At 40.5% G+C, this 19915-nt stretch carries 11 protein-coding genes; 3 read left to right on the forward strand and 8 right to left on the reverse strand.

The window, feature by feature from the left end:
- Nucleotides 1-918 (forward strand): ATP-binding cassette domain-containing protein, encoded by a 918-nt coding sequence (locus BR73_RS0101370; protein WP_033164093.1) that lies wholly within the window; start codon nucleotides 1-3, stop codon nucleotides 916-918.
- Nucleotides 919-1778: 860 nt separating this feature from the next.
- On the opposite strand, the gene BR73_RS0101375 is transcribed toward BR73_RS0101370, so the two are convergent.
- From BR73_RS0101375 to BR73_RS0101395, 5 genes are all read right to left on the reverse strand, one after another.
- Nucleotides 1779-3965 (reverse strand): sulfite exporter TauE/SafE family protein, encoded by a 2187-nt coding sequence (locus tag BR73_RS0101375; RefSeq protein WP_081848493.1) that lies wholly within the window; start codon nucleotides 3963-3965, stop codon nucleotides 1779-1781.
- 283 nt (nucleotides 3966-4248) lie between these two features.
- Nucleotides 4249-4713 (reverse strand): hypothetical protein, encoded by a 465-nt coding sequence (locus BR73_RS0101380; RefSeq protein WP_033164094.1) that lies wholly within the window; start codon nucleotides 4711-4713, stop codon nucleotides 4249-4251.
- A gap of 214 nt (nucleotides 4714-4927) precedes the next feature.
- Nucleotides 4928-6760, reverse strand: a complete 1833-nt coding sequence (locus tag BR73_RS27005) for a glycerophosphodiester phosphodiesterase family protein (protein ID WP_051684891.1) — start codon at nucleotides 6758-6760, stop codon at nucleotides 4928-4930.
- 436 nt (nucleotides 6761-7196) lie between these two features.
- Nucleotides 7197-8081, reverse strand: a complete 885-nt coding sequence (locus BR73_RS0101390) for a M23 family metallopeptidase (RefSeq protein ID WP_051684892.1) — start codon at nucleotides 8079-8081, stop codon at nucleotides 7197-7199.
- Nucleotides 8082-8169: 88 nt separating this feature from the next.
- Nucleotides 8170-10617 (reverse strand): glycogen/starch/alpha-glucan phosphorylase, encoded by a 2448-nt coding sequence (locus BR73_RS0101395; RefSeq protein ID WP_033164095.1) that lies wholly within the window; start codon nucleotides 10615-10617, stop codon nucleotides 8170-8172.
- 485 nt (nucleotides 10618-11102) lie between these two features.
- Here BR73_RS0101395 and BR73_RS0101400 point away from each other — a divergent pair, with 485 nt between their 5' ends.
- Nucleotides 11103-12260: a hypothetical protein gene (locus BR73_RS0101400; protein ID WP_033164096.1), complete on the forward strand. Its 1158-nt coding sequence runs from the start codon at nucleotides 11103-11105 to the stop codon at nucleotides 12258-12260.
- 111 nt (nucleotides 12261-12371) lie between these two features.
- Here BR73_RS0101400 and ileS read toward each other — a convergent pair whose 3' ends face one another.
- From ileS to BR73_RS0101415, 3 genes are all read right to left on the reverse strand, one after another.
- On the reverse strand, nucleotides 12372-15542 hold the full coding sequence (gene ileS, locus BR73_RS0101405; RefSeq protein ID WP_033164097.1) for an isoleucine--tRNA ligase: 3171 nt from the start codon (nucleotides 15540-15542) through the stop codon (nucleotides 12372-12374).
- 545 nt (nucleotides 15543-16087) lie between these two features.
- Nucleotides 16088-17296, reverse strand: a complete 1209-nt coding sequence (locus BR73_RS0101410; protein WP_051684893.1) for a M15 family metallopeptidase — start codon at nucleotides 17294-17296, stop codon at nucleotides 16088-16090.
- Nucleotides 17297-17337: 41 nt separating this feature from the next.
- Nucleotides 17338-18795 (reverse strand): nicotinate phosphoribosyltransferase, encoded by a 1458-nt coding sequence (locus BR73_RS0101415; protein ID WP_033166970.1) that lies wholly within the window; start codon nucleotides 18793-18795, stop codon nucleotides 17338-17340.
- A gap of 373 nt (nucleotides 18796-19168) precedes the next feature.
- Here BR73_RS0101415 and BR73_RS0101420 point away from each other — a divergent pair, with 373 nt between their 5' ends.
- The gene (locus BR73_RS0101420; protein ID WP_033164098.1) at nucleotides 19169-19900 is read left to right on the forward strand and encodes a lysophospholipid acyltransferase family protein; all 732 of its coding nucleotides are present in this window, start codon (nucleotides 19169-19171) and stop codon (nucleotides 19898-19900) included.
- Nucleotides 19901-19915 lie beyond the last annotated feature (15 nt).

Raw genomic sequence — 19915 nt, forward strand, 5'->3', positions numbered from 1 at the left:
ATGTCCGAACCTTTACTGGTCGTTAAAGACCTAAAACAACATTTCAGGATCAACCGCAAATTTACCGTAAAGGCAGTGGACGGTGTTTCCTTTGTTCTCAATCCCGGTGAAACCTATGGACTGGTAGGTGAATCCGGTAGCGGAAAGTCCACTATTGGTCGTTCCATAATACGTCTTTATGAGCCGACAGCAGGTGAAGTACTATTTAATGGAGTGAATATTTCCGGTAAACTCTCCGCAAAAGAAACCACTCATTTAAGAACCAGGATGCAGATGATATTTCAGGACCCCATGGCCTGCCTGAACCCCCGCAAAAAAGTTATCGATATTATTGCCCAGGGGTTAGATATTCATTGTATGTATAATTCACAGGAAGAAAGGAAAGAGAAGGTTTATAACATTCTTGATATGGTAGGGCTGTCCAGAGAACATGCCAACCGTTACCCACACCAGTTCTCCGGAGGGCAGAGACAGCGTATCGGTATTGCCAGAGCCCTGATTATGAACCCGGATCTGATTATAGCGGACGAAGCCATCAGTGCTTTGGATGTATCTATTCAGGCACAGGTAATCAACCTGATGAAGGATATCCAGCAGCAGACCGGAACTGCCTATCTGTTTATTGCTCATGACTTATCCATGGTTAAGTATATCTCCGACCGTATCGGGGTACTGCATTTAGGTCATATGGTGGAAACCGGCACGAAAGAGGAGATCTTCTCAAATCCGATTCATCCTTATACCAAGTCCTTGTTATCGGCGATACCCCATGCCAATCCCAAGATGGAGAAAAGCAGAGTTGCCCTTGCTTATGATTATGGTAGCAGTGGGATTGATTACAGCAGAGGGATTCAACAGCATGTGGGTGGACAACATTATGTGCTGTCTACTGATGAGGAATTAATGAGATGGAAATGAGGTTAGGTTAGGTTAGGTTAGGTTAGGTTAGGTTAGGTTTTGGTTTTTGGCAATTTGACGGCGAAGTGCGTAAAGCAGAAAGAACTCATGCTTCAATTCCAAGGTATAAGAAGTCCTAATTCTCTGAATTTTTTGTGCTTGGCATATTATCAAACAGATAACTCGCTTCGCTCAGACAATCTGTTTGATAATATAGCACAAAATATTCAGAGAAAAGGACTTCTAATACCTTTCCATAGGCGCATTCATTCTTTCTGCTTTACGCACTTCGCCTGAAATGATAAGACATTTGAACTTAAAATTTTTAATCTTATAGTAGTTAATTGAATAGTAGCTTTATATTAATATTTCATATAATATCTATTTACTTATATTATCTTACTTAGTAGCTTTATATTTAATAGTAATATTTTATTTAGTAGTATTTTACTTAGTAGTTTTTTTGATAGTATGTATTTTATTTAATAATATATTTTTAAGTATTCTATAATAGTTACTTTTATACTGCTTTGCAATAATAAAAAACCGGGAAACTCTGCAATTATTTCAGGAGTTTTCCGGTTTTTTATATTTGTATTCGTTTATTTTGTGTATTCCTTACTTTCATGAATTACGACTGCCACATTACACTTAGTTTTAAATAAGCATAAAAGAACTAGATATTTTACAGCCTCGCGTCATGAGAATTCACCTGGACAACGATTAGTACTGTATTGCATAAATTCTGATTAATAACAGTGCCTGATATTTACGCTAGGCAAGGCGGTGGAATGAGGTGTTGCAGTCTCAGCATCAAGTATGCTATGCCTTTATACGACAACGGAGTATCAGTGTAATGTAAATAATAGCTTTGATCGTGCTTACTCCGTGGGACCGCAGCAGCCGCCAAGAGAAGAATCGCTGGGTGTGTAGTTATCAATTTCACTTCTGATCTCATCCAGGTTTATGTTATTTATATCATCTACCACTTTCATATAACCATGAAGCATACTCATACTGCATTGGAAGGTAAAATCCTCTGTAATGGTTAGCCAGGGAGTCTCCGTCTGCTGTGTGAGATCCAGCTGTCCCTGATATTCAGGAAATATCACTAGATAATTACAGCCGTTCAGCTCTTTTCCGTCAAACTTTATCTTGGCTTCTACGCCTCTTTGTAATACAACAACTGCCGGGGAGTAGCCGTTATTATCTACTGTTACCGTTACTTCCTGTTTATTATCTTCAACTTTGGCAACGGCTATGTCATCCGTAGGAATCTTTCCGTCTTCAAAGCCCTCCGGCGGTGCCTGACAGCAGCCGCTTAAGGTTCCGGATGTGTTATTCCCGATTAAACCTCCGCTTGTTGAACCATTACTGCCTGCCGTTCCATTGTCACCATCCCCGGAAGCTGTATCCTGGGCGGCAGTTTCATCTGTTGCTGTAACAGCTGCCTTATCTTTTATGTCATCAACTACTTTTATACTTGAACGGATCATTCCCATCCAGCAGGAATAAGATATTGTCCCGCTCTTATCTGGGGTAAATTCTACCAGGTTGTCTCCTTCTGTAAGGGTCACTTCAATATTATAGGCGGGTATGATAATCGTCTCATTACAACCGTTTATATCCTTTTTTTCTGCCTGTATGGTCCATTTTACAGGAATGCCTTTCTGCACTACGATGGGCTCGTAACCACCTGGCTGTAATTTGGTAGTGACTGACTGCACCTCTGCCTCTACTTTTGCCGTATTACCTGCCTCCTGGGTGCCGGATGCACGAACCAGATCTATTCCTGACAAGCTCAGCCCCCTGTTTAACATAATAACGCCTAAGGCCATTACAAGAGCCGCGCTTACCTTCATCATTTTCTTTGTGTATTTGCTGTTTAAGATACCTGCAACGGCGCCAAAGCCAAACATCAGAGGTACCGTTCCTAGGCTGAATAAGAACATGGATAAGGCTCCTCCAAGAAAGCTTCCCGTACCCAGGGCATACAGCTGCATGGACTGTAAAGGACCGCAGGGCATCAAACCATTCAAAAGTCCAATATAAAACGGTCCTCTGCTTTTAGCGGAAACTGCTAGTTTTCTGCGGAATACCTTTGGCATCCTGGGAACGATTTTCTTCAGGGCAGGAAATATATTTAACATATTTAGTCCCATAATTACCATAAAGACTCCGGCAACTACTGCAACTAATCCTCTGGCTGAACCGGACAGGCTTATGACTGAACCTAAAGCACCCACAATTCCTCCAATGAGGGTGTAGGATACTACTCTTCCTCCATTATATAAAATACCTGGCTTAAATTTTGCCAGACCGGTTCCGGAGCTTTCTCCTCCGCCATAATTCACACACTGGGATAGATTAATACCTCCGCACATGGCTACGCAATGGAGTGAGGTTATGATACCGATTAGGAACAGCAGACCATATCCCATATTTTGATTGATCTGAGGAACCAATTGAAATAAGCCTGTATTCTTTTGTAGCATGAAGACCGCAAGAAGAATGATACCGATGCCAAGAAGTTGGTTTATGCTGGTTTTATCCTCTTTTGCTTTCTTGTTTTCTTTTGTGCCAACATGATAATCTAACTTCTCTATTTCTGCTTCAATGGTTTTCTGAGTGATTTTCTTTGGTTGATAGGTAATCCGTGCATTGGCATTTTTATAGCTTACTTTTGCGTTTTCTATTCCTTCTAACTCATTCAGTCTGTCTTCAATTTTCATTTCACAGGCACCGCAGGTCATGCCTTCAATGGCAAGCACCACCGTTACCCGGTTGCTGTCACCATTACTACTGTTGCCTTCCTGCGCCGTCTGAACCGCCCTTTTTCCTCCAGGCTTGTTCTTAACCTGAAAGCCCAAAGCTTCGACTACACCGGCTAGTTCTTCAAGGGATACTTCTTCCACTTTATAAGTAAGATAGACATTGGAGCTGTCTAATAATGCCTTGGCTTGTATGACTCCCTTATGTTCCTTAAGAGATTTTTCAATACGTCTGGCACTGTCTTCATCTTTAAGACCTTCTACCATAAGTACTCCGTGAATTGTCGTACTCTCCATGTTCTTCCTCCTGTTATTATCCTACATGAACATTCTTCCTCTATTCTAAATAAATCTTATGGAGATTATATGGAGAAACCATTAATTCATAGCCAACTTAAAACTTCTCCAAAACTCTGATTCATTATCCCTTTTACACAGAAAATATTAAACAAAAAGGGCTGCCGCCGGCTCTTCTCCTGTTGAAATCAGCTGGTGCATACCCTGTATATTTAATATTCTTTTTTTTACATGCTCAAATTTCAGTTGCTGACCACCTGTAAACAGGATTTTCCTGCAACTTTTAATTCATAAATTGAATCATGATCTTATGCTGCAGCTCATTTAAATCTGTCGTAAGCAGCTCCTTACTCTCTTTTTCCTGTACTTTATCGGTTTCTCTTAAGGCCAGTTCCAGATACTTTGTACATTCACTCTTATTTCCTTTCACAAGATATGCCCTGGTTAAGGCCTCATAGGCATATGCTAAATCAAATCCCTGAAAGTTATTGATCTCGCAAAGCTGTAACGCTCTCTTCCCGTGATAGATACAAGAATCAAAATTGCCAAGAAGTGCATATACTCTGGACAGCTGCCATTCACCCACATAGACATTGTGAGGAGTTCCAGCCTGTATCCAGTGATAAAGGGAAGCATGTGCCGTATGCACCATGAGATAATTCTCTTCTTCCGATCTTGCCTCTTTATCCATCAAAGCCCACACCTCATTAAAAAGCTTACCTGCAAGTGCCTTTGTTTCTTCGCTCATATAATGTCCTCCTAAGCCCGTTCTTGTCCTTATCCCTATCCTTATACCTGAAGTGTTTTATCTGGATTACTGGCAAAAACAGACTTTGCCGCCATGTATCCGATTATTATAACAGCCTTCTGTACCTTATCTGAATGTATCTGATTATAGGAATACTTCTAGTCCTATAATATTATGTTATCCACTAACAGTCAATAGTAAGTATGGCATAAAACTAATCTTTTATTATCTTTAAAAGTGTTGCCAGAAACTTATCCGATTCATCATTATGAAGAATCTGTTTTGCATAGGAAGGGTTATCCGTAATTATATTATCCACTCCAAGTCTTTGCAGTCGTTCTATTTCTTTTCTGGAATTCACAGTCCAGACATGAATCTTCTTACCTCTTTTATGGGCTTCATTTACAATGTTTTTTGTAACAAGGTTTGCTTTCATACTAAAGAAATCCACAGCGGTATTATTATACAGGCTTGGATAAAGTCCATAGGTAATATACCCGGTTCTGATTTCTTCCTCTGCTTCCTTAACCTGCTTCAGGCAACGAAGACTGGTGGAGGTAATAACACATTGCAGCTGCATATCATACTCTTTAATTAACTCTACTACCTTTTCTGCAAGCTCTTCCTTATCATTACGGTATTTCAGATCCAGATTTATCAGCACCTTACCTTTGCTTAATTCAAAAAGCTCCCGCACGGTAGGAACAGTGGTACCTGCAAAGTCTCTGGAAAACCAGCTGCCTGCATCCAGCTGGCTGATTTCCTCATAGGTGGTATTCCATACATATTTATTTAGTCCGGTGGTACGTTTTAAGCTGGCATCATGCATCAGCACCAGTTCTCCGTCTTCTGTAACTCTTACATCCACCTCAACATAATCAGCCTGCTCTTCTATGGCTTTCTCTATGGCAATCAGGGTATTTTCCGGAACAGAATGAGAATAACCTCTGTGGGAGGTAACCTGTATTGCTTCAAGATTCATATAATCCAGCGCTGAACCATTACGGACTACCTGGTAAAAATAATAGAAATTGATACAGAACAACGTTACAAGCAGAAAATACACAATCTTTTTATAAGGGTATGCCGGTTTAAAGAATTCCTCTGCTTCTGCCTGACCATTGATCTTTAACTTTCTGTGGCGGTGATACAGATAGGTTGTAAGTGCCATATTAACCGTTATGCTGATAACGAACATAATAAGGGCCAGATAAACACTCATGCTGTCATATACCTCTATAAAAGTAGCCGTTGCCTGTACCTTATCGGCAAAACCGGATACCAGCAGAGTCGTAATCAGCATGGTAAAGGCATAGATGATAAAAAGAAAACAGGTCAGGAGAATATTCCAGCCAATAATATAAAGTAATGCTTTCCTTCTTTCTTTATAAGATACATCTTTTCTGCTGACGGTGAGAAGTCCATTCTTTTTTGCCAGAAGGCTATGGAAATAGTATGGTCCCCAAAAATAGAGATAAATCACCAGAACCACTACTGCAACTCCAAAGCCGAGAATAAGAAATCTTTCCGGCGCTTCTTCAATATAATACTGAAATATTCGAAACCGCCACATGGAAAACAGTATAAAAGGCACACAGCTTAATACAGACAGTATCCAGGAGGTTAAGATGGCTGCACCCTTTCCTATTTTAAGACAGTAAAACCAACGGTATATGGTAAGCTTTACCACCATAACCGGATTGAGCTTCTGTTCTCTTTCCGTGGCGGAAAAGAATATGATAAGAAAGATTATATCAAAGGTCAGAAATAGTCCGATTACAAAGAACAGCACCAAATTTGTACCAATAGTAATGGGGTGAATAAGAAATTTTCCGATGTTGCCTGCTGTAATATAGCTATTGCCGGTTAGTTTAAGAGCTATGCCAAATACCTTACTGACAAAGGGAAACAGAAGAAAGTATGCAAACCCCATGATTAAACCTTGTCCAACCACAAGATAGTGTATATTTCTTGCTATTCTTTTTACTGTTCCGGTATATATATGAATTACTTTTTTTATTTTATTTAAAATTTTCATTTCGTTCATGGTCGTCCCTGCCGTATAAAATCTATTTTTAATTGTATACTCAAGGTTAGTAAAAATCAAGCAATTCAAAAAATGGGCGGCAAAATTTCTTTCGCTCGCCCACCTTTTTGCATATCTATGTCAAGCAGCCAAAAATATAGTGCTTTTCAATGAGGTCAAATAAAGTGTAAGAAGTTTCAGCTGCGAATTTTTTAGATATGTATACCTCTTAGTTCTTTATTCAGAAAAGCACCAGGTTTTAGCCTATCAGCAGATTCTCAGCTCCGGTTCTATCTGACCTGCCAGCTGAATCCTGATACCAGCTATTTTTTATAATATCATTATATTCCAGACAGAGTTATTGGTTCCTGTCCGTTTCATTTCCTGATTGCAGGAAAAAAAGGCTGAACTCCCTTGAAAGAACAGCCTTTTTATACATTATCTTAAGTTGGAATTCTTATTTCTTTAATAAAGTGAGGGGATCAACGGTATCGTTATCCTTTTCCACCATAAAATAGAGGTTACTTCCTTCAACAGAGTAGTACATGGTAGGCTTTGCAACTGTACCAAGTACATCACCCTTGTTTACCACATCGCCAACCTTAAATTTCAGACTGTCTTTTTCCATCTGTCCGTATATCAGACTGTAACCGCTTCCGATATTAACCGTTACGGTAACACCGGTTTCATCAACCTTCTTGATAGAAGTGATAATTCCGGTAGCAGCACTGTTTACCTCTGCTCCTATTTTGGCATCGATAATAAGTGCAGGATTCGTACGGAATTGCTCTAAGGTCTTAAAATAAATTACTTGGTCGGGGCTGTATTTTAACAGCACATCCCCGTTAATGGGCCATGACAGACCTTTATCCACATCAAAGTATAAGGTCTCCAGAGTCATAACCTGTTCGGTCTCCTCCGTTACAGCTGCATCCTTCTCAGTATCTTTTTTTGCATCTGCAGTCTGATTTGCTTTATCCGTTTCATTTTTTTCTGCTACGGCATTCGCATAGTTAGGGTCGTCAACGGGGTCATTCTCTAAATAACCATCGTTTCCGCCGGGTTCTGTAGGAACTGCTGCTACATCTTTCCCGTCGTCCGTACTACCAGTCTCATTTTTGGTAGTGTCCGAAGGGGTTGTGCTAGGGGTTTCTGTAGGTTTAACATCATTATCAGCTACTTCGTTAGGCTCATTCAAATCAGCAAGATAATTCTCTTCCTTGTTGCTTGAAGGCTGATTCAGAGTGACTACGGTTATAGCAATGATAGCTAATGCACCGATACCCAATAACACATAAAAGCTTTTGCTCTTTAGAAATTCAGCTAAGCTATGTTTTTTCATTATCATCACCTCTAGATATATTTTCACCAGAAATGATTATTTTATTCATGCTCTAAAATGCAGTTATAACATAATTTAACTGAAAGTTTTATTTCCTTACCTTGGTAAGGTGCCATATATCTCTAACATATTCTTCTATGGTTCGGTCAGAAGAGAATTTACCACTTTTTGCAGTATTTAAGATGGCAGACTTTGCCCAGCCTTCCCTGTTTCTGTATGCTTTCTCCACCTTCTGCTGCGCTTCTTCATAGGACCTGAAATCCTTTAGGATAAAGTATCTGTCCGCCGGTTCTCCGCCTTTACCTGCCAGAAGTGATTCATACAAAGAAGAAAATAAAGCCTTATCCTCTTCACTGTAGGTACCGTCTACCAGCTGATCCACAGTTCTCTTTAATTCCCGGTCAGTATTATATAATTCTCTTGGGTTATAGCCTCCATGCTGCTCATATTCAATAACCTCACCGGAATGAAGCCCGAAAAGAAATACATTCTCTTCTCCTACTTCCTCTACTATCTCCACATTGGCACCGTCAAGTGTTCCAAGAGTCAGGGCACCGTTTAACATAAACTTCATATTGCCGGTACCGGAAGCTTCCTTGCTGGCAGTTGAAATCTGTTCCGAAACATCTGCCGCCGAAAAAATTATCTCTGCATTGGACACACGATAGTTCTCTATAAATACGACTTTAATCTTATCTTCAATGGCCTCATCCTTGTTAATTACTTCAGCAACATTGTTAATGAGTTTTATGATAGCTTTGGCTCTTTCATACCCTGCAGATGCTTTTGCACCAAAGATAAAGGTTCTTGGGTAGAATTCCATCTGGGGATTATCTTTAAGTTTATTATAAAGGTGCATGACATGAAGGATATTAAGGAGCTGCCGCTTGTATTCATGAAGCCTTTTCACCTGTACATCAAAGATGGAATCAGGGTTTACGGTTATGCCGTTATGCTCTTTTATATAAGCCGCCAGCCTTACCTTATTGCGGTGTTTTATCTCCATGAACTCTTTCTGGCTTAGGGGGTCTGCTGCCAGCGCTGTGAGTTTATCCATTTGCGCCAGGTCGGTAATCCAGCCGTCACCAATCTTTCCGGTTACCCAGGAAGCCAGCAGCGGATTTCCGTGAAGCAGGAATCTTCTCTGGGTTATTCCATTGGTTTTGTTATTGAATTTCCAGGGATACAGCTCATAAAAATCCTTTAATTCCTGATTCTTAAGAATCTCAGTATGAAGCTTAGCAACTCCGTTAACAGAAAAGCTTCCTACAATTGCAAGATTTGCCATTCTTACCTGGCCGTCATATAAAATGGCCATTTTTTCAATCTTCTTTGCTTCAGAAGGGTATTTCTCCAGCACCACCAGCAGGAATCTGCGGTTTATCTCCTCCACAATCTGATAGATTCTTGGAAGCAGTCTCTTAAACAACTCAAGGGGCCATTTCTCCAAAGCCTCTGACATAATGGTATGATTGGTATAGGCACAGGTCCTGGTAGTGATATCCCAGGCCTCCTCCCAGCTTAAGTAATAATCATCCAGCAGGACTCTCATGAGTTCAGGTACTGTTACCGTAGGATGGGTATCATTCAGCTGAAAGGTAACCTTTTCTGAAAGCTCTCTGATATTCTCATGCCTTTCCATATACTTGCTGACTGCTCTCTGGATACTGGCAGATACAAAGAAATACTGCTGCTTCAGACGCAGTTCCTTTCCGGCAATGTGATTGTCATTGGGGTAGAGGACTTCACATATTGTTCTTGCCAGATTCTGCTGCTCTACTGCCTTTTGATAATCTCCTTTATCAAAGGAATCCAGATTAAAGGTATCAATGGCCTCCGCATCCCAGATACGCAGCGTATTCACCACATGGTTTCCATATCCCAGTATAGGCATATCATAGGGAATTGCTCTTACAGACTGGTAATTCTCCTGGATAAAACGGTCATTTCCGTATTCATCCCGAATCATTCTTACATAACCTCCGAACTTTACCGTAGTAGCATATTCACTTCTCTTTATCTCAAAGGGGTTACCGTTCTTCAGCCAGTTATCCGGTACTTCTACCTGATAACCGTCTTCTATCTTTTGCTCAAACATACCGTATTTATAACGAATTCCGCAGCCATAAGCGGGATAGCCAAGAGTGGATAAAGAGTCCAAAAAGCAGGCCGCCAGTCTTCCAAGACCGCCATTTCCAAGAGCCGCATCCGGCTCTTCGTCTTCAATGGTCTCCAGATCACAATCCATCTCCTCAAGCGCCTCTCTGATTACAGAATCCGCTTTCAAATTTGTTATCATATTTCCCAATGCCCTTCCCACCAGAAATTCCATGGAAAGGTAATAAACAGTCTTTAAATCCTGCTCTTCATAAGCCTTATGCGCTTCCAGCCAGTCATCTATTATCATATTCTTAACAGTATAGGCAACACCCTGATAAACCTGCTGCCTTGTGGCATCCTCAATGGGCTTTCGGAAGAATACACCGAGATATTCCTCCACATTTTTCTTAAACTCTTTTTTATCAAATTCCTGCATATTGCCTCCTATCTGTTACACCTGTTTTACTGGTGAAACCGGGAATGGACCCTTTCTCCTTCGTATTGCATATACTCGTAAACATATAAGTTAAGCTGAAATTACATATTTTAACCAATTGCAAATATCCCTTAAATAAAGGACTCTCAATTACTTTTAAGAAAATGTAAGTTCAGCTGGATTAGATATTCACATTATATATTATGCATTACCATGTACACAAGGGAAAACTTTTAAAGAATTTTCCAATATATTAATCTGTATGTATTGTAACCATATTATTCTCTTAAATACTTAAATTACCTTATTATCCTGATTTACAAATTCAAATAAAATCATTTTTCAGGATAAATTGCTGCATTACCGCACTCTATAAATAGTAATATTTTACTATAAAAAAGGCGGGACTTAATAAGGAGACATATGTTATACTGGAAGGGCGTATAGTCAGCTTTAGTCATACTAATAGGAAGGATGGGTTAACCATGGAAGAAAATTATCTAAAGAAAGTCATTAAAAAAAGTGGGGTAAATACCCTGGTAATTATTATAGCTTGTATTGGTATATTTGCCTTCGGGTTTTTCAGCTTTAAGGATAAGGTAAGTACCTTATTTACCACTTTGGAAACGGGAACAAACGTTGAAAGTATACAGAAATTGTATGAAAATAAAAAAGCCTACATTCAACTAAAGGATGCAGATATTTATTTTCTGGATTATGCAATTTACACCTATAATACCGTAAATGGTGTTAAGACCGGTGAAGAGAAGCTGGACCAGGTGTATGGTATGATCGCCTATGAGGACGGCTATCTCCTTGCACTGCTCCCAAAAGAGTATCTGGATATGACCGATGAAGAATTAAGTTCCGTTAACACGGTAGCTCTGCTTGAGGGCATTGAGAATGGTGATTTCAGTGACACCGATGATTATCATAAGGATGCTTATGATGAGCTTATCAACACCATAAGTGAATCCTATGGAGAAGAGGCTTCCTTTGTAAAGGATTATGTCCCTGAAATCTGTATTACAATAACAGATAACGGCCGTACGAACGACCAAATGATTTTTGGTGGTATTACAATATTGTTCCTGGTGGCATTGGGAATATTAATTCGTAATATCCTGGTTAAGAACAACTACAAATCCTCTAAATTCTACAAGTCACTCAATAGAATCGGCAATGCAGAATCCATAGAACATGCACTGGAGCAATCCATTGTAAAAGGTACTTATCTCTATAAAAGTGATGAAAAGTCATACGCATACGCAGGATTGATTACACCTGAGTATGTTCTTGCTAAAAATAACACGGCTCTGACTCTTGCCTCTACAAAGGATATGATATGGGCGCATTTAAAAGTAACCAAACATAAGTACTATTTTATAACCACAGGCAAATCCTTTCAGGTAGTTATGTATTTTAAGAATAACAAGACACCTGTAACCATTGATTTTAAGAAAGAAGACGAGGCAACCTCCGTTATACAGACCTTAGCCGAGAAACTTTCTGTGATTGCAGGTTATTCCGATGAACTTATGAAAATGTTCAAAAAGGATTATCAGGGCTTCCTGAGAATGGCAGAAGAGCAGAAAGAAAGCGCTTCTGGTGAAACTGAAGCTACAAATGAAACATATGAGTAAAGTATACGCAAAGTAAGAAAAGGACGACTGGAATTGATAAATTCCAGTCGTCCTTTTTATATTCTACGCTTTTATATTTTAGAGATGATTTCTATACTAATGTCAAAATAATTACTTTTTAACAACTCCAAGCACTACGTTCTCTCCATTGATACTCCATTCCTTGGTAAAGCCTTTTACCTCACCCAGAATGATTTCTTTTGCCAGGACTTCAGATTTGATTTCTTCAATATTTCTTTCGAAGATTCCCTTAATAACCTCATTGCCTTCCTGGTATACTTCAATATGATCCATCACTTCAAAACCGGCATCTTTTCTCATAGTCTGGATCTTACTGATGATTTCTCTTACAAAACCTTCCTCAATAAGCTCAGGTGAAAGGCTGGTTTCGAGAACAACGGTTATTCCTTTATCGGAATCGGATACAAATCCTTCGGTCTGGGCTGCCTCAATGAGAAGATCTTCTTTCTCAAGCACTGCTTCTGCACCTTCTATGGTAATCTTAAGTTTACCGGTAGTATTAAGTTCATCCATAGCTGCATTACCGTTCAGTTCAGACAAGAGGGTTCTGATTGCACCGATCTGCTTACCAAATTTCGGTCCCAAAGTCTTTAACTGAGGTTTAAAGCTATAGGAAGTGAAGTTCCTGACATCGTCAGTAAATACAACCTTCTTAACATTTAACTCTTCTTCAATGATTTCCAGATAGAAAGGTGTAAGCGTATAATCTGCTTTTACATACATGGTACCAATAGGCTGTCTGTTTTTGATATTTGCAGTATTACGGCAGGCACGGCCAAGAACTACAATATCAAGAACTGCCTCCATATTCTTTTCAAGGTCTTTATCTATGAACTCCTCTGCAAAACCCGGGAACTCACAAAGATGAATGCTCTCTGGTGCAGATTTATCAAGCTTAACTACCAGGTTGCGGTAGATATCTTCTGTCATATAGGGAATGAAAGGTGCTGATACCTTAGCCAGGGTTACCAGTGTGGTATACAGAGTCATATAAGCATTGATCTTATCCTGCTCCATTCCCTTTGCCCAGAAGCGTTCCCTACTTCTTCTTACATACCAGTTACTCATCTCATCCACGAAACTGTCTAAGAGTCTTGCAGCCTCTGTTATACGGTAGTTCTCCAGATGGCTGTCAACGGTCTTAACCAAAGTGTTTAATTTGGATAAGAGCCATTTGTCCATTACAGAGAGTTTATCGTAATCCAGGGAATATTTCGTTGCATCAAATTCATCGATGTTAGCATACAGTACAAAGAAAGCATAGGTATTCCAGAAAGTTCCCATGAATTTTCTCTGACCTTCCGTAACCGCACTGCTATGGAAACGGTTAGGCAGCCATAAGGCACTGTTGATATAGAAATACCAGCGTACTGCATCCGCTCCGTGCTCTGACAGAGTATCAAAAGGATCTACCGCATTTCCTTTGGACTTAGACATCTTCTGACCGTTCTCATCCTGTACATGGCCTAGTACAATTACATTCTTATAAGGAGACTTTTCAAATATAAGTGTTGAAATGGCAAGGAGGGAATAGAACCAGCCTCTGGTCTGATCCACCGCCTCACTGATAAAGTCTGCCGGGAAGTTATTATCAAACATCTCCTTATTCTCAAAAGGATAATGCCATTGGGCAAAAGGCATGGCACCGGAATCGAACCAGCAGTCGATAACGGGTTTTACACGTTTCATCTCTTTTCCGCACTCCGGACACTTAATAGTTACGGCATCGATAAACGGCCTGTGAAGCTCAATATTATCCGGGCAGTTATCTGACATGGATTTTAACTCTTCAATACTTCCGATTGCGTGACGGTGCCCGTCTTCGCACTCCCAGATATTAAGAGGTGTACCCCAATAACGGTCTCGGCTGATTCCCCAGTCCTGTACATTCTTGATCCAATCGCCGAATCTTCCCTGTCCGATACTCTCAGGCATCCAGTTTATGGTGTTGTTATTGGCCACTAACTGGTCTTTTACCTCTGTCATCTTGATAAACCAGGAATCTCTTGCATAATAGATAAGAGGTGTATCACAACGCCAGCAGTGAGGATAGCTGTGCTCAAATTTTAATGTCTTAAATAAAAGGTTTTTAGAGGCTAAGAGTTTGATGATTCCCTCATCTGCATTTTTACAGAAAACCCCTGCAAAGTCTGTAACCTCAGGTTTCATCTCACCTTTACCGTCAACTAACTGTACAAAAGGCAGATCATATCTGCGGCCTACATTGGCATCGTCTTCACCGAAAGCAGGTGCGATATGAACGACACCGGTACCGTCTGATAAAGTAACATAAGTATCACAGGTAACGAAATAGGCTTTCTTATCCAGCTCCACATAATCAAATAATGGTTCATACTCTTTATATTCAAGGTCTGTCCCTACATAGGTCTCTTCAATGGTATAATCTCCGTCAATTACAGAAAGCAGGGCTTCCGCAAGGATATATTTCTCTGTTCTGACAGAAGTCTTATCTTCACTGTCCTCTTTGATAATATCACCTTTGGCGTTTATCTGAACTGCGGCTTTTACGTAAGTCTCAACAGGATTTACGCAGAGCGCAACGTTTGAGGGCAGGGTCCAGGGAGTGGTGGTCCAGGCAAGGATATATTCATTTTCTGTTCCTTTCACCTTGAACTTAGCGATAGCGGATTTCTCTTTAACATCCTTGTAGCCCATTGCCACTTCGTTACTGGAGAGAGGAGTTCCGCATCTGGGGCAGTAAGGTACGATCTTAAAGCCTTTGTATAAGAGGCCCTTCTCCCAGATCTGTTTTAATGCCCACCATTCAGATTCAATAAAGTTATTATCATAGGTAACATAGGGATTCTCCATATCAACCCAGTAACCAACGGTTTCAGAGAAATCCTCCCACATTCCTTTGTATTTCCATACACTTTCCTTGCATTCGTGAATAAAAGGCTCCAGCCCGTATTCTTCAATCTGCTCTTTGCCGTCAAGGCCCAGCTTCTTCTCAACCTCTAACTCCACAGGCAACCCATGGGTATCCCAGCCGGCTTTTCTTAATACATTGTAGCCTTTCATGGTACGGTATCTGGGTATGATATCCTTAATAACCCTGGTCAGCACGTGGCCGATGTGGGGTTTTCCATTGGCAGTGGGCGGTCCGTCGTAAAAGGTGTAGGGCTTTCCGTTTTTTCTTTCCTCAATGGTCTTTTCAAATACTTTTTCATTTTTCCAGAATTTCAGTACTTCTTTTTCACGCTCTACAAAGTTCAGATTCGTAGACACCTTATCGTACATGTGATATCCTCCTTACTTATCTAACGCCTGTATAACAGACTAATAACTTATCATTTTGCACTCATGGATATTCGTTTCTATCCCGCCCGGCAGGCTTTTATGCATCAGGAAATTGTGTCCGTCTGTCAGGATGTAATTTCCTAATATATAAAAAGCCCCCATCCATAAACAGGATGAGAGCATTTGGGCTTCATTGTACCACCTATTTACATACGTTTCCTCTTAAAGCATTTCCAGAAAAGGAACATGATATGCTATCTGTATAACGGCAGATACCGGCTCAGCTTACTAACCTGATGGTCTTCAGCTTGCAACTTGGGAGTGATTTTCGAAAATCCGCTACTGGTACCGGGCTTACACTCTCCCCGGCTCGCTTGGACGTTTGCCTGACTTCTACTCTCTCCGTCACAGTTTTTGTGTATTTATATAATTTATCTAATTTATAATGATAGTATAAAAGTTTTTAAATGTCAATTCCTTTTTTATGGATATCCATGGTGAGGGAATAAAGGATAACCCTGAAAATGTCCGATGATTTTGTATAATCAGGGTATTATTTCCGTTCCATCATCTGTGCCGGGTTCTTCCGTGGGTGTAATTACTTCTCCCGTAGGTGTTACCGTTACAGTATCCGTGGGCGTAACCTCCGGCGTTACCGTAACTTCCTCCGTCGGTTCCGGCGTCTGGGTCGGTTCCTTTGTTGGTTTTGCCGGCTTCTTGGTAGGTGTTGGCGTCGGTTCCGGTGTATCTGTCGGCTCCTCTGTTGGTGTCGGTGTCAGAGTAGGCGTTGGTGTCGGCTTCTTGGTAGGAATTCTGGTAGGAACCTTCACATCATCAGGGTTGATACCGTATTCCTCCAGATTATCGTAACTTATAGCCTGACTGTAATCTTCACTTGGAGTAAATTTATAATATTCCTCCAGACACATGTTATTCTCGTAAAGGTATTTCGCCAGGGCTTTTCCCACATAACGTATATGCCAGGGCTCAAAGGAATAACCGGTCATGGCAGTCTTATCATCGGGATAACGTATGATAAAACCATAAAGATGGGCATTCGCCTTTAGCCATTCATACTCCGGTGTCTCTCCAAAGGAGGCATCCAGTCTGTAGTTTACAGACTTGGTTGAGATATCTATGGCAAGTCCGGTCTGATGCTCACTGTATCCTGGTATGGCAGAGTATTTGGTGGTATGGTCCATCCCCTGGGTCTTAACATTATTGGTAAAGATCTGGTATTGCCTTTCATAAGAGCGGTATGCAGATACCCCGCAAAGGATATAACCCTTCTCCTCTGCGCCGTCAAAGAGCTTCTTTAAAGCTTCTCCGGCCTCTTTCCTCATAAGCTTCTTCTCGTCATAATAGGTTATGGAAAAGTCCACATCTGGTACTGAAAGATCTGAGGGAATATAATCAGACGGTAACCTGAGTTCCTTATTTACTATAACCGTTATACTCTCTGGTGTAGTATCCAGTGTTACATTATCGTTGTTTGTAATTTCCTCTTCTAAATCGCCTGTATCCACGGATGTTCCCTCCCCTGGTATACTGTTATTATGATCTTCGTCCTCAGAAGCCTCCTCCTGATAGGACGGGTTGTTATAATACTGGCTGGAGGCAGTGGATTCACTGGCACCTAATAATTGTTTTAAGGAAAAATAACCCATGCTGCCAACTACAACTATCGGCAGTCCAACAAGGAAAATTCTTCTTAATAATTTCATTCTTCTGGCTTTTTTCCTTCTGTTTTGCATACTCTCTCCGTACTGTACTTCCTAAAGGAGGTCTAAACCCCTTAATTATTGCCTGTTATATTGATACTGTCTAAAAGCGAATGCTTTAACTGGTATAGATCATTGGATAAATCGATATAAACTTCATGAGGATTAACAAGTCTTCTGGTCTCATCCCATAGAGTATTAAGCTCTTTCTGGCAGTATGCCCTGATGTCCATAACACTTGGCGACTCATATACACATTTTCCATCTTTAAATACCGGTACCAGCAGCTCTCTTAAAGTATAACTGCCACCTTTTAGATATGTCTTTTTCCAGGTAGCCATTGGATCAAAAAGCTTTAATGGATATTCTTCTTTGTAAACTTCATCAGCCATGGCAATTAAATCTGCCTTGATCTTACCGTTTTCTTTGTCATAAACTCGATATATTGTCTTATTGCCGGGATTCGTTATCTTCCATTGATTTTCCGACAATTTTATCTTTGGTATGAATTTATCCCCCTTCTTAATGGCAGCAAGTTTGTACACACCGCCGAAAGCAGGACAATCCTTTGAGGTAATCAGATTAGTACCTACACCCCAGGAGTTAATGGCAGCTCCCTGGGTCTTAAGGGAATCTATCAGGTATTCATCCAGATCGCTGGAGGCAACAATAACAGCATCCTGAAAACCTTCTTCATTTAACATCTTCCGGGCTTTCTTGGACAGATAAGCTAAGTCACCGCTGTCTAAGCGAATACCGTACTTCTCAGGCATAATACCGGCTTCCCTTAATTCCTTAAAGACCTTTATTGCATTTGGCATTCCGGATCTTAAAGTATCATAGGTATCTACCAGAAGTGTTGTGTTCTGGGGATAAAGCTTGGCATATTCACGAAAAGCTGAAATTTCATCCTCAAAGCTCATTATCCAGCTATGGGCATGGGTTCCAAGAGCAGGAACATCAAACATCCTGGCAGTCAGCACATTACTGGTACCGACACATCCGCCGATTACTGCGGCTCTTGCTCCATAAACTCCCGCATCAGGTCCCTGGGCTCTTCTTAAGCCGAATTCCATAACAGGTTCACCCTTGGCAGCATAACAGACCCTGGAGGCCTTGGTAGCTATAAGACTTTGATGGTTTACAATGTTTAATATGGCTGTCTCAATTAATTGAGCCTCCATAATAGGTGCAATTATCTTAAGCAAAGGCTCCATGGGGAATACTACGGTACCTTCTTCAACGGCATAGATATCTCCGGTAAAACGAAAACCTCTCAGATACTCCAGGAAATCCTCCCCGAACATACCAAGGCTTCTTAAATATACGATATCATCGTCGGTGAAACAGATGTTATTAATATAGTCAATAACCTGCTCCAGTCCGGCACAAACCGCATACCCGCTGCCGGAGGGGTTGTTTCGGTAGAATACATCAAATATAACTGTTTCGTTGGCTCCGTTCTTGTAGTACCCCTGCATCATAGTCAGCTCATAAAAGTCAGTAAGCAGGGTAAGGTTCTCTTTTCCCATTATTCCTTCTTTCTGGATAATCCAAACATTATGAAACACATTTACCTTCCACGCCTGTATGTTTAATGCCTATAAATATCGGCTGGTAAGATAGTGCTTTTCTTTTCACTCTATTATCCTGGTGCACTTATTTAGTCTGTATAACCTGTTAGTCCTGAACATAATAATACTTATGAACAGGTTGCTCTGGTAGGGAATCTGGCGTAAATTAAAAATTCCCCGTACGTTTTCATTATATCACATTATTTCCAGAGTACAAGAAATAGCAGGATTTTTAATAATACTTAAGGATTTTGTAAGTTCTCATAAAAGATGCGCATAAAAGTAAAAAATATGTTATAATACCAGTAATGAAATTATAGCAGGAGGGGTTATGAGAACCTTATTCGTTTTATTATTCTTACTTATATTTTTTACCGTCAGTCTTCTTTTATTTCTGTATGAAATCATCCTCGGCAAGATCAATCCCAGAAAAAAAGTGGAATCCTCCCAGCGCATCGTATCCTGGGCATTTCGTGTGATTCTGTTTATCAGCGGTACAAAGTATGAGGTAAGGGGTCTGGAGAATGTTCCAAAAGACCAGGCTGTATTATATGTATCCAACCACCGCAGTTATTTTGATATTGTTCTGGGTTATGCAACGGTACCCACGCTCACCGGATATGTGGCAAAAAAAGAAATCGGGAAAGTGCCTATCCTCAAGGTCTGGATGAAATATCTTAACTGTCTTTTCTTAGACAGGGACGACCTAAGAGAAGGGCTAAAAATGATTCTTACAGGAGTAGACCTGGTTAAGAATGGCTATTCTGTATTCATCTCTCCCGAGGGAACCAGAAATCATGGTGACGAAATGCTCCCCTTTAAGGAAGGCAGCTTAAAGATTGCAGAAAAATCAGGCTGTCCCATCATTCCCGTTGCAATATCCAATACGGACAATATTTTTGAAAATCATCTTCCCTGGATAAGAAGAGCGAAAGTTATCATAGAATACGGCAAACCCGTAGAGCCAGGTTCCTTAAGCAAAGAAGAGCGTAAATTCCTGGGCTCCCATGTTCAGAATATTATCCGTGGCATGCTTCAGAAAAATGCCGGCCAAACAGTTTAATTACTTGAACTTTTG

The sequence above is a fragment of the Clostridium sp. KNHs205 genome, from assembly GCF_000702945.1.
In the GTDB taxonomy this organism is placed as follows: Bacteria; Bacillota; Clostridia; order Lachnospirales; family Lachnospiraceae; genus Anaerocolumna.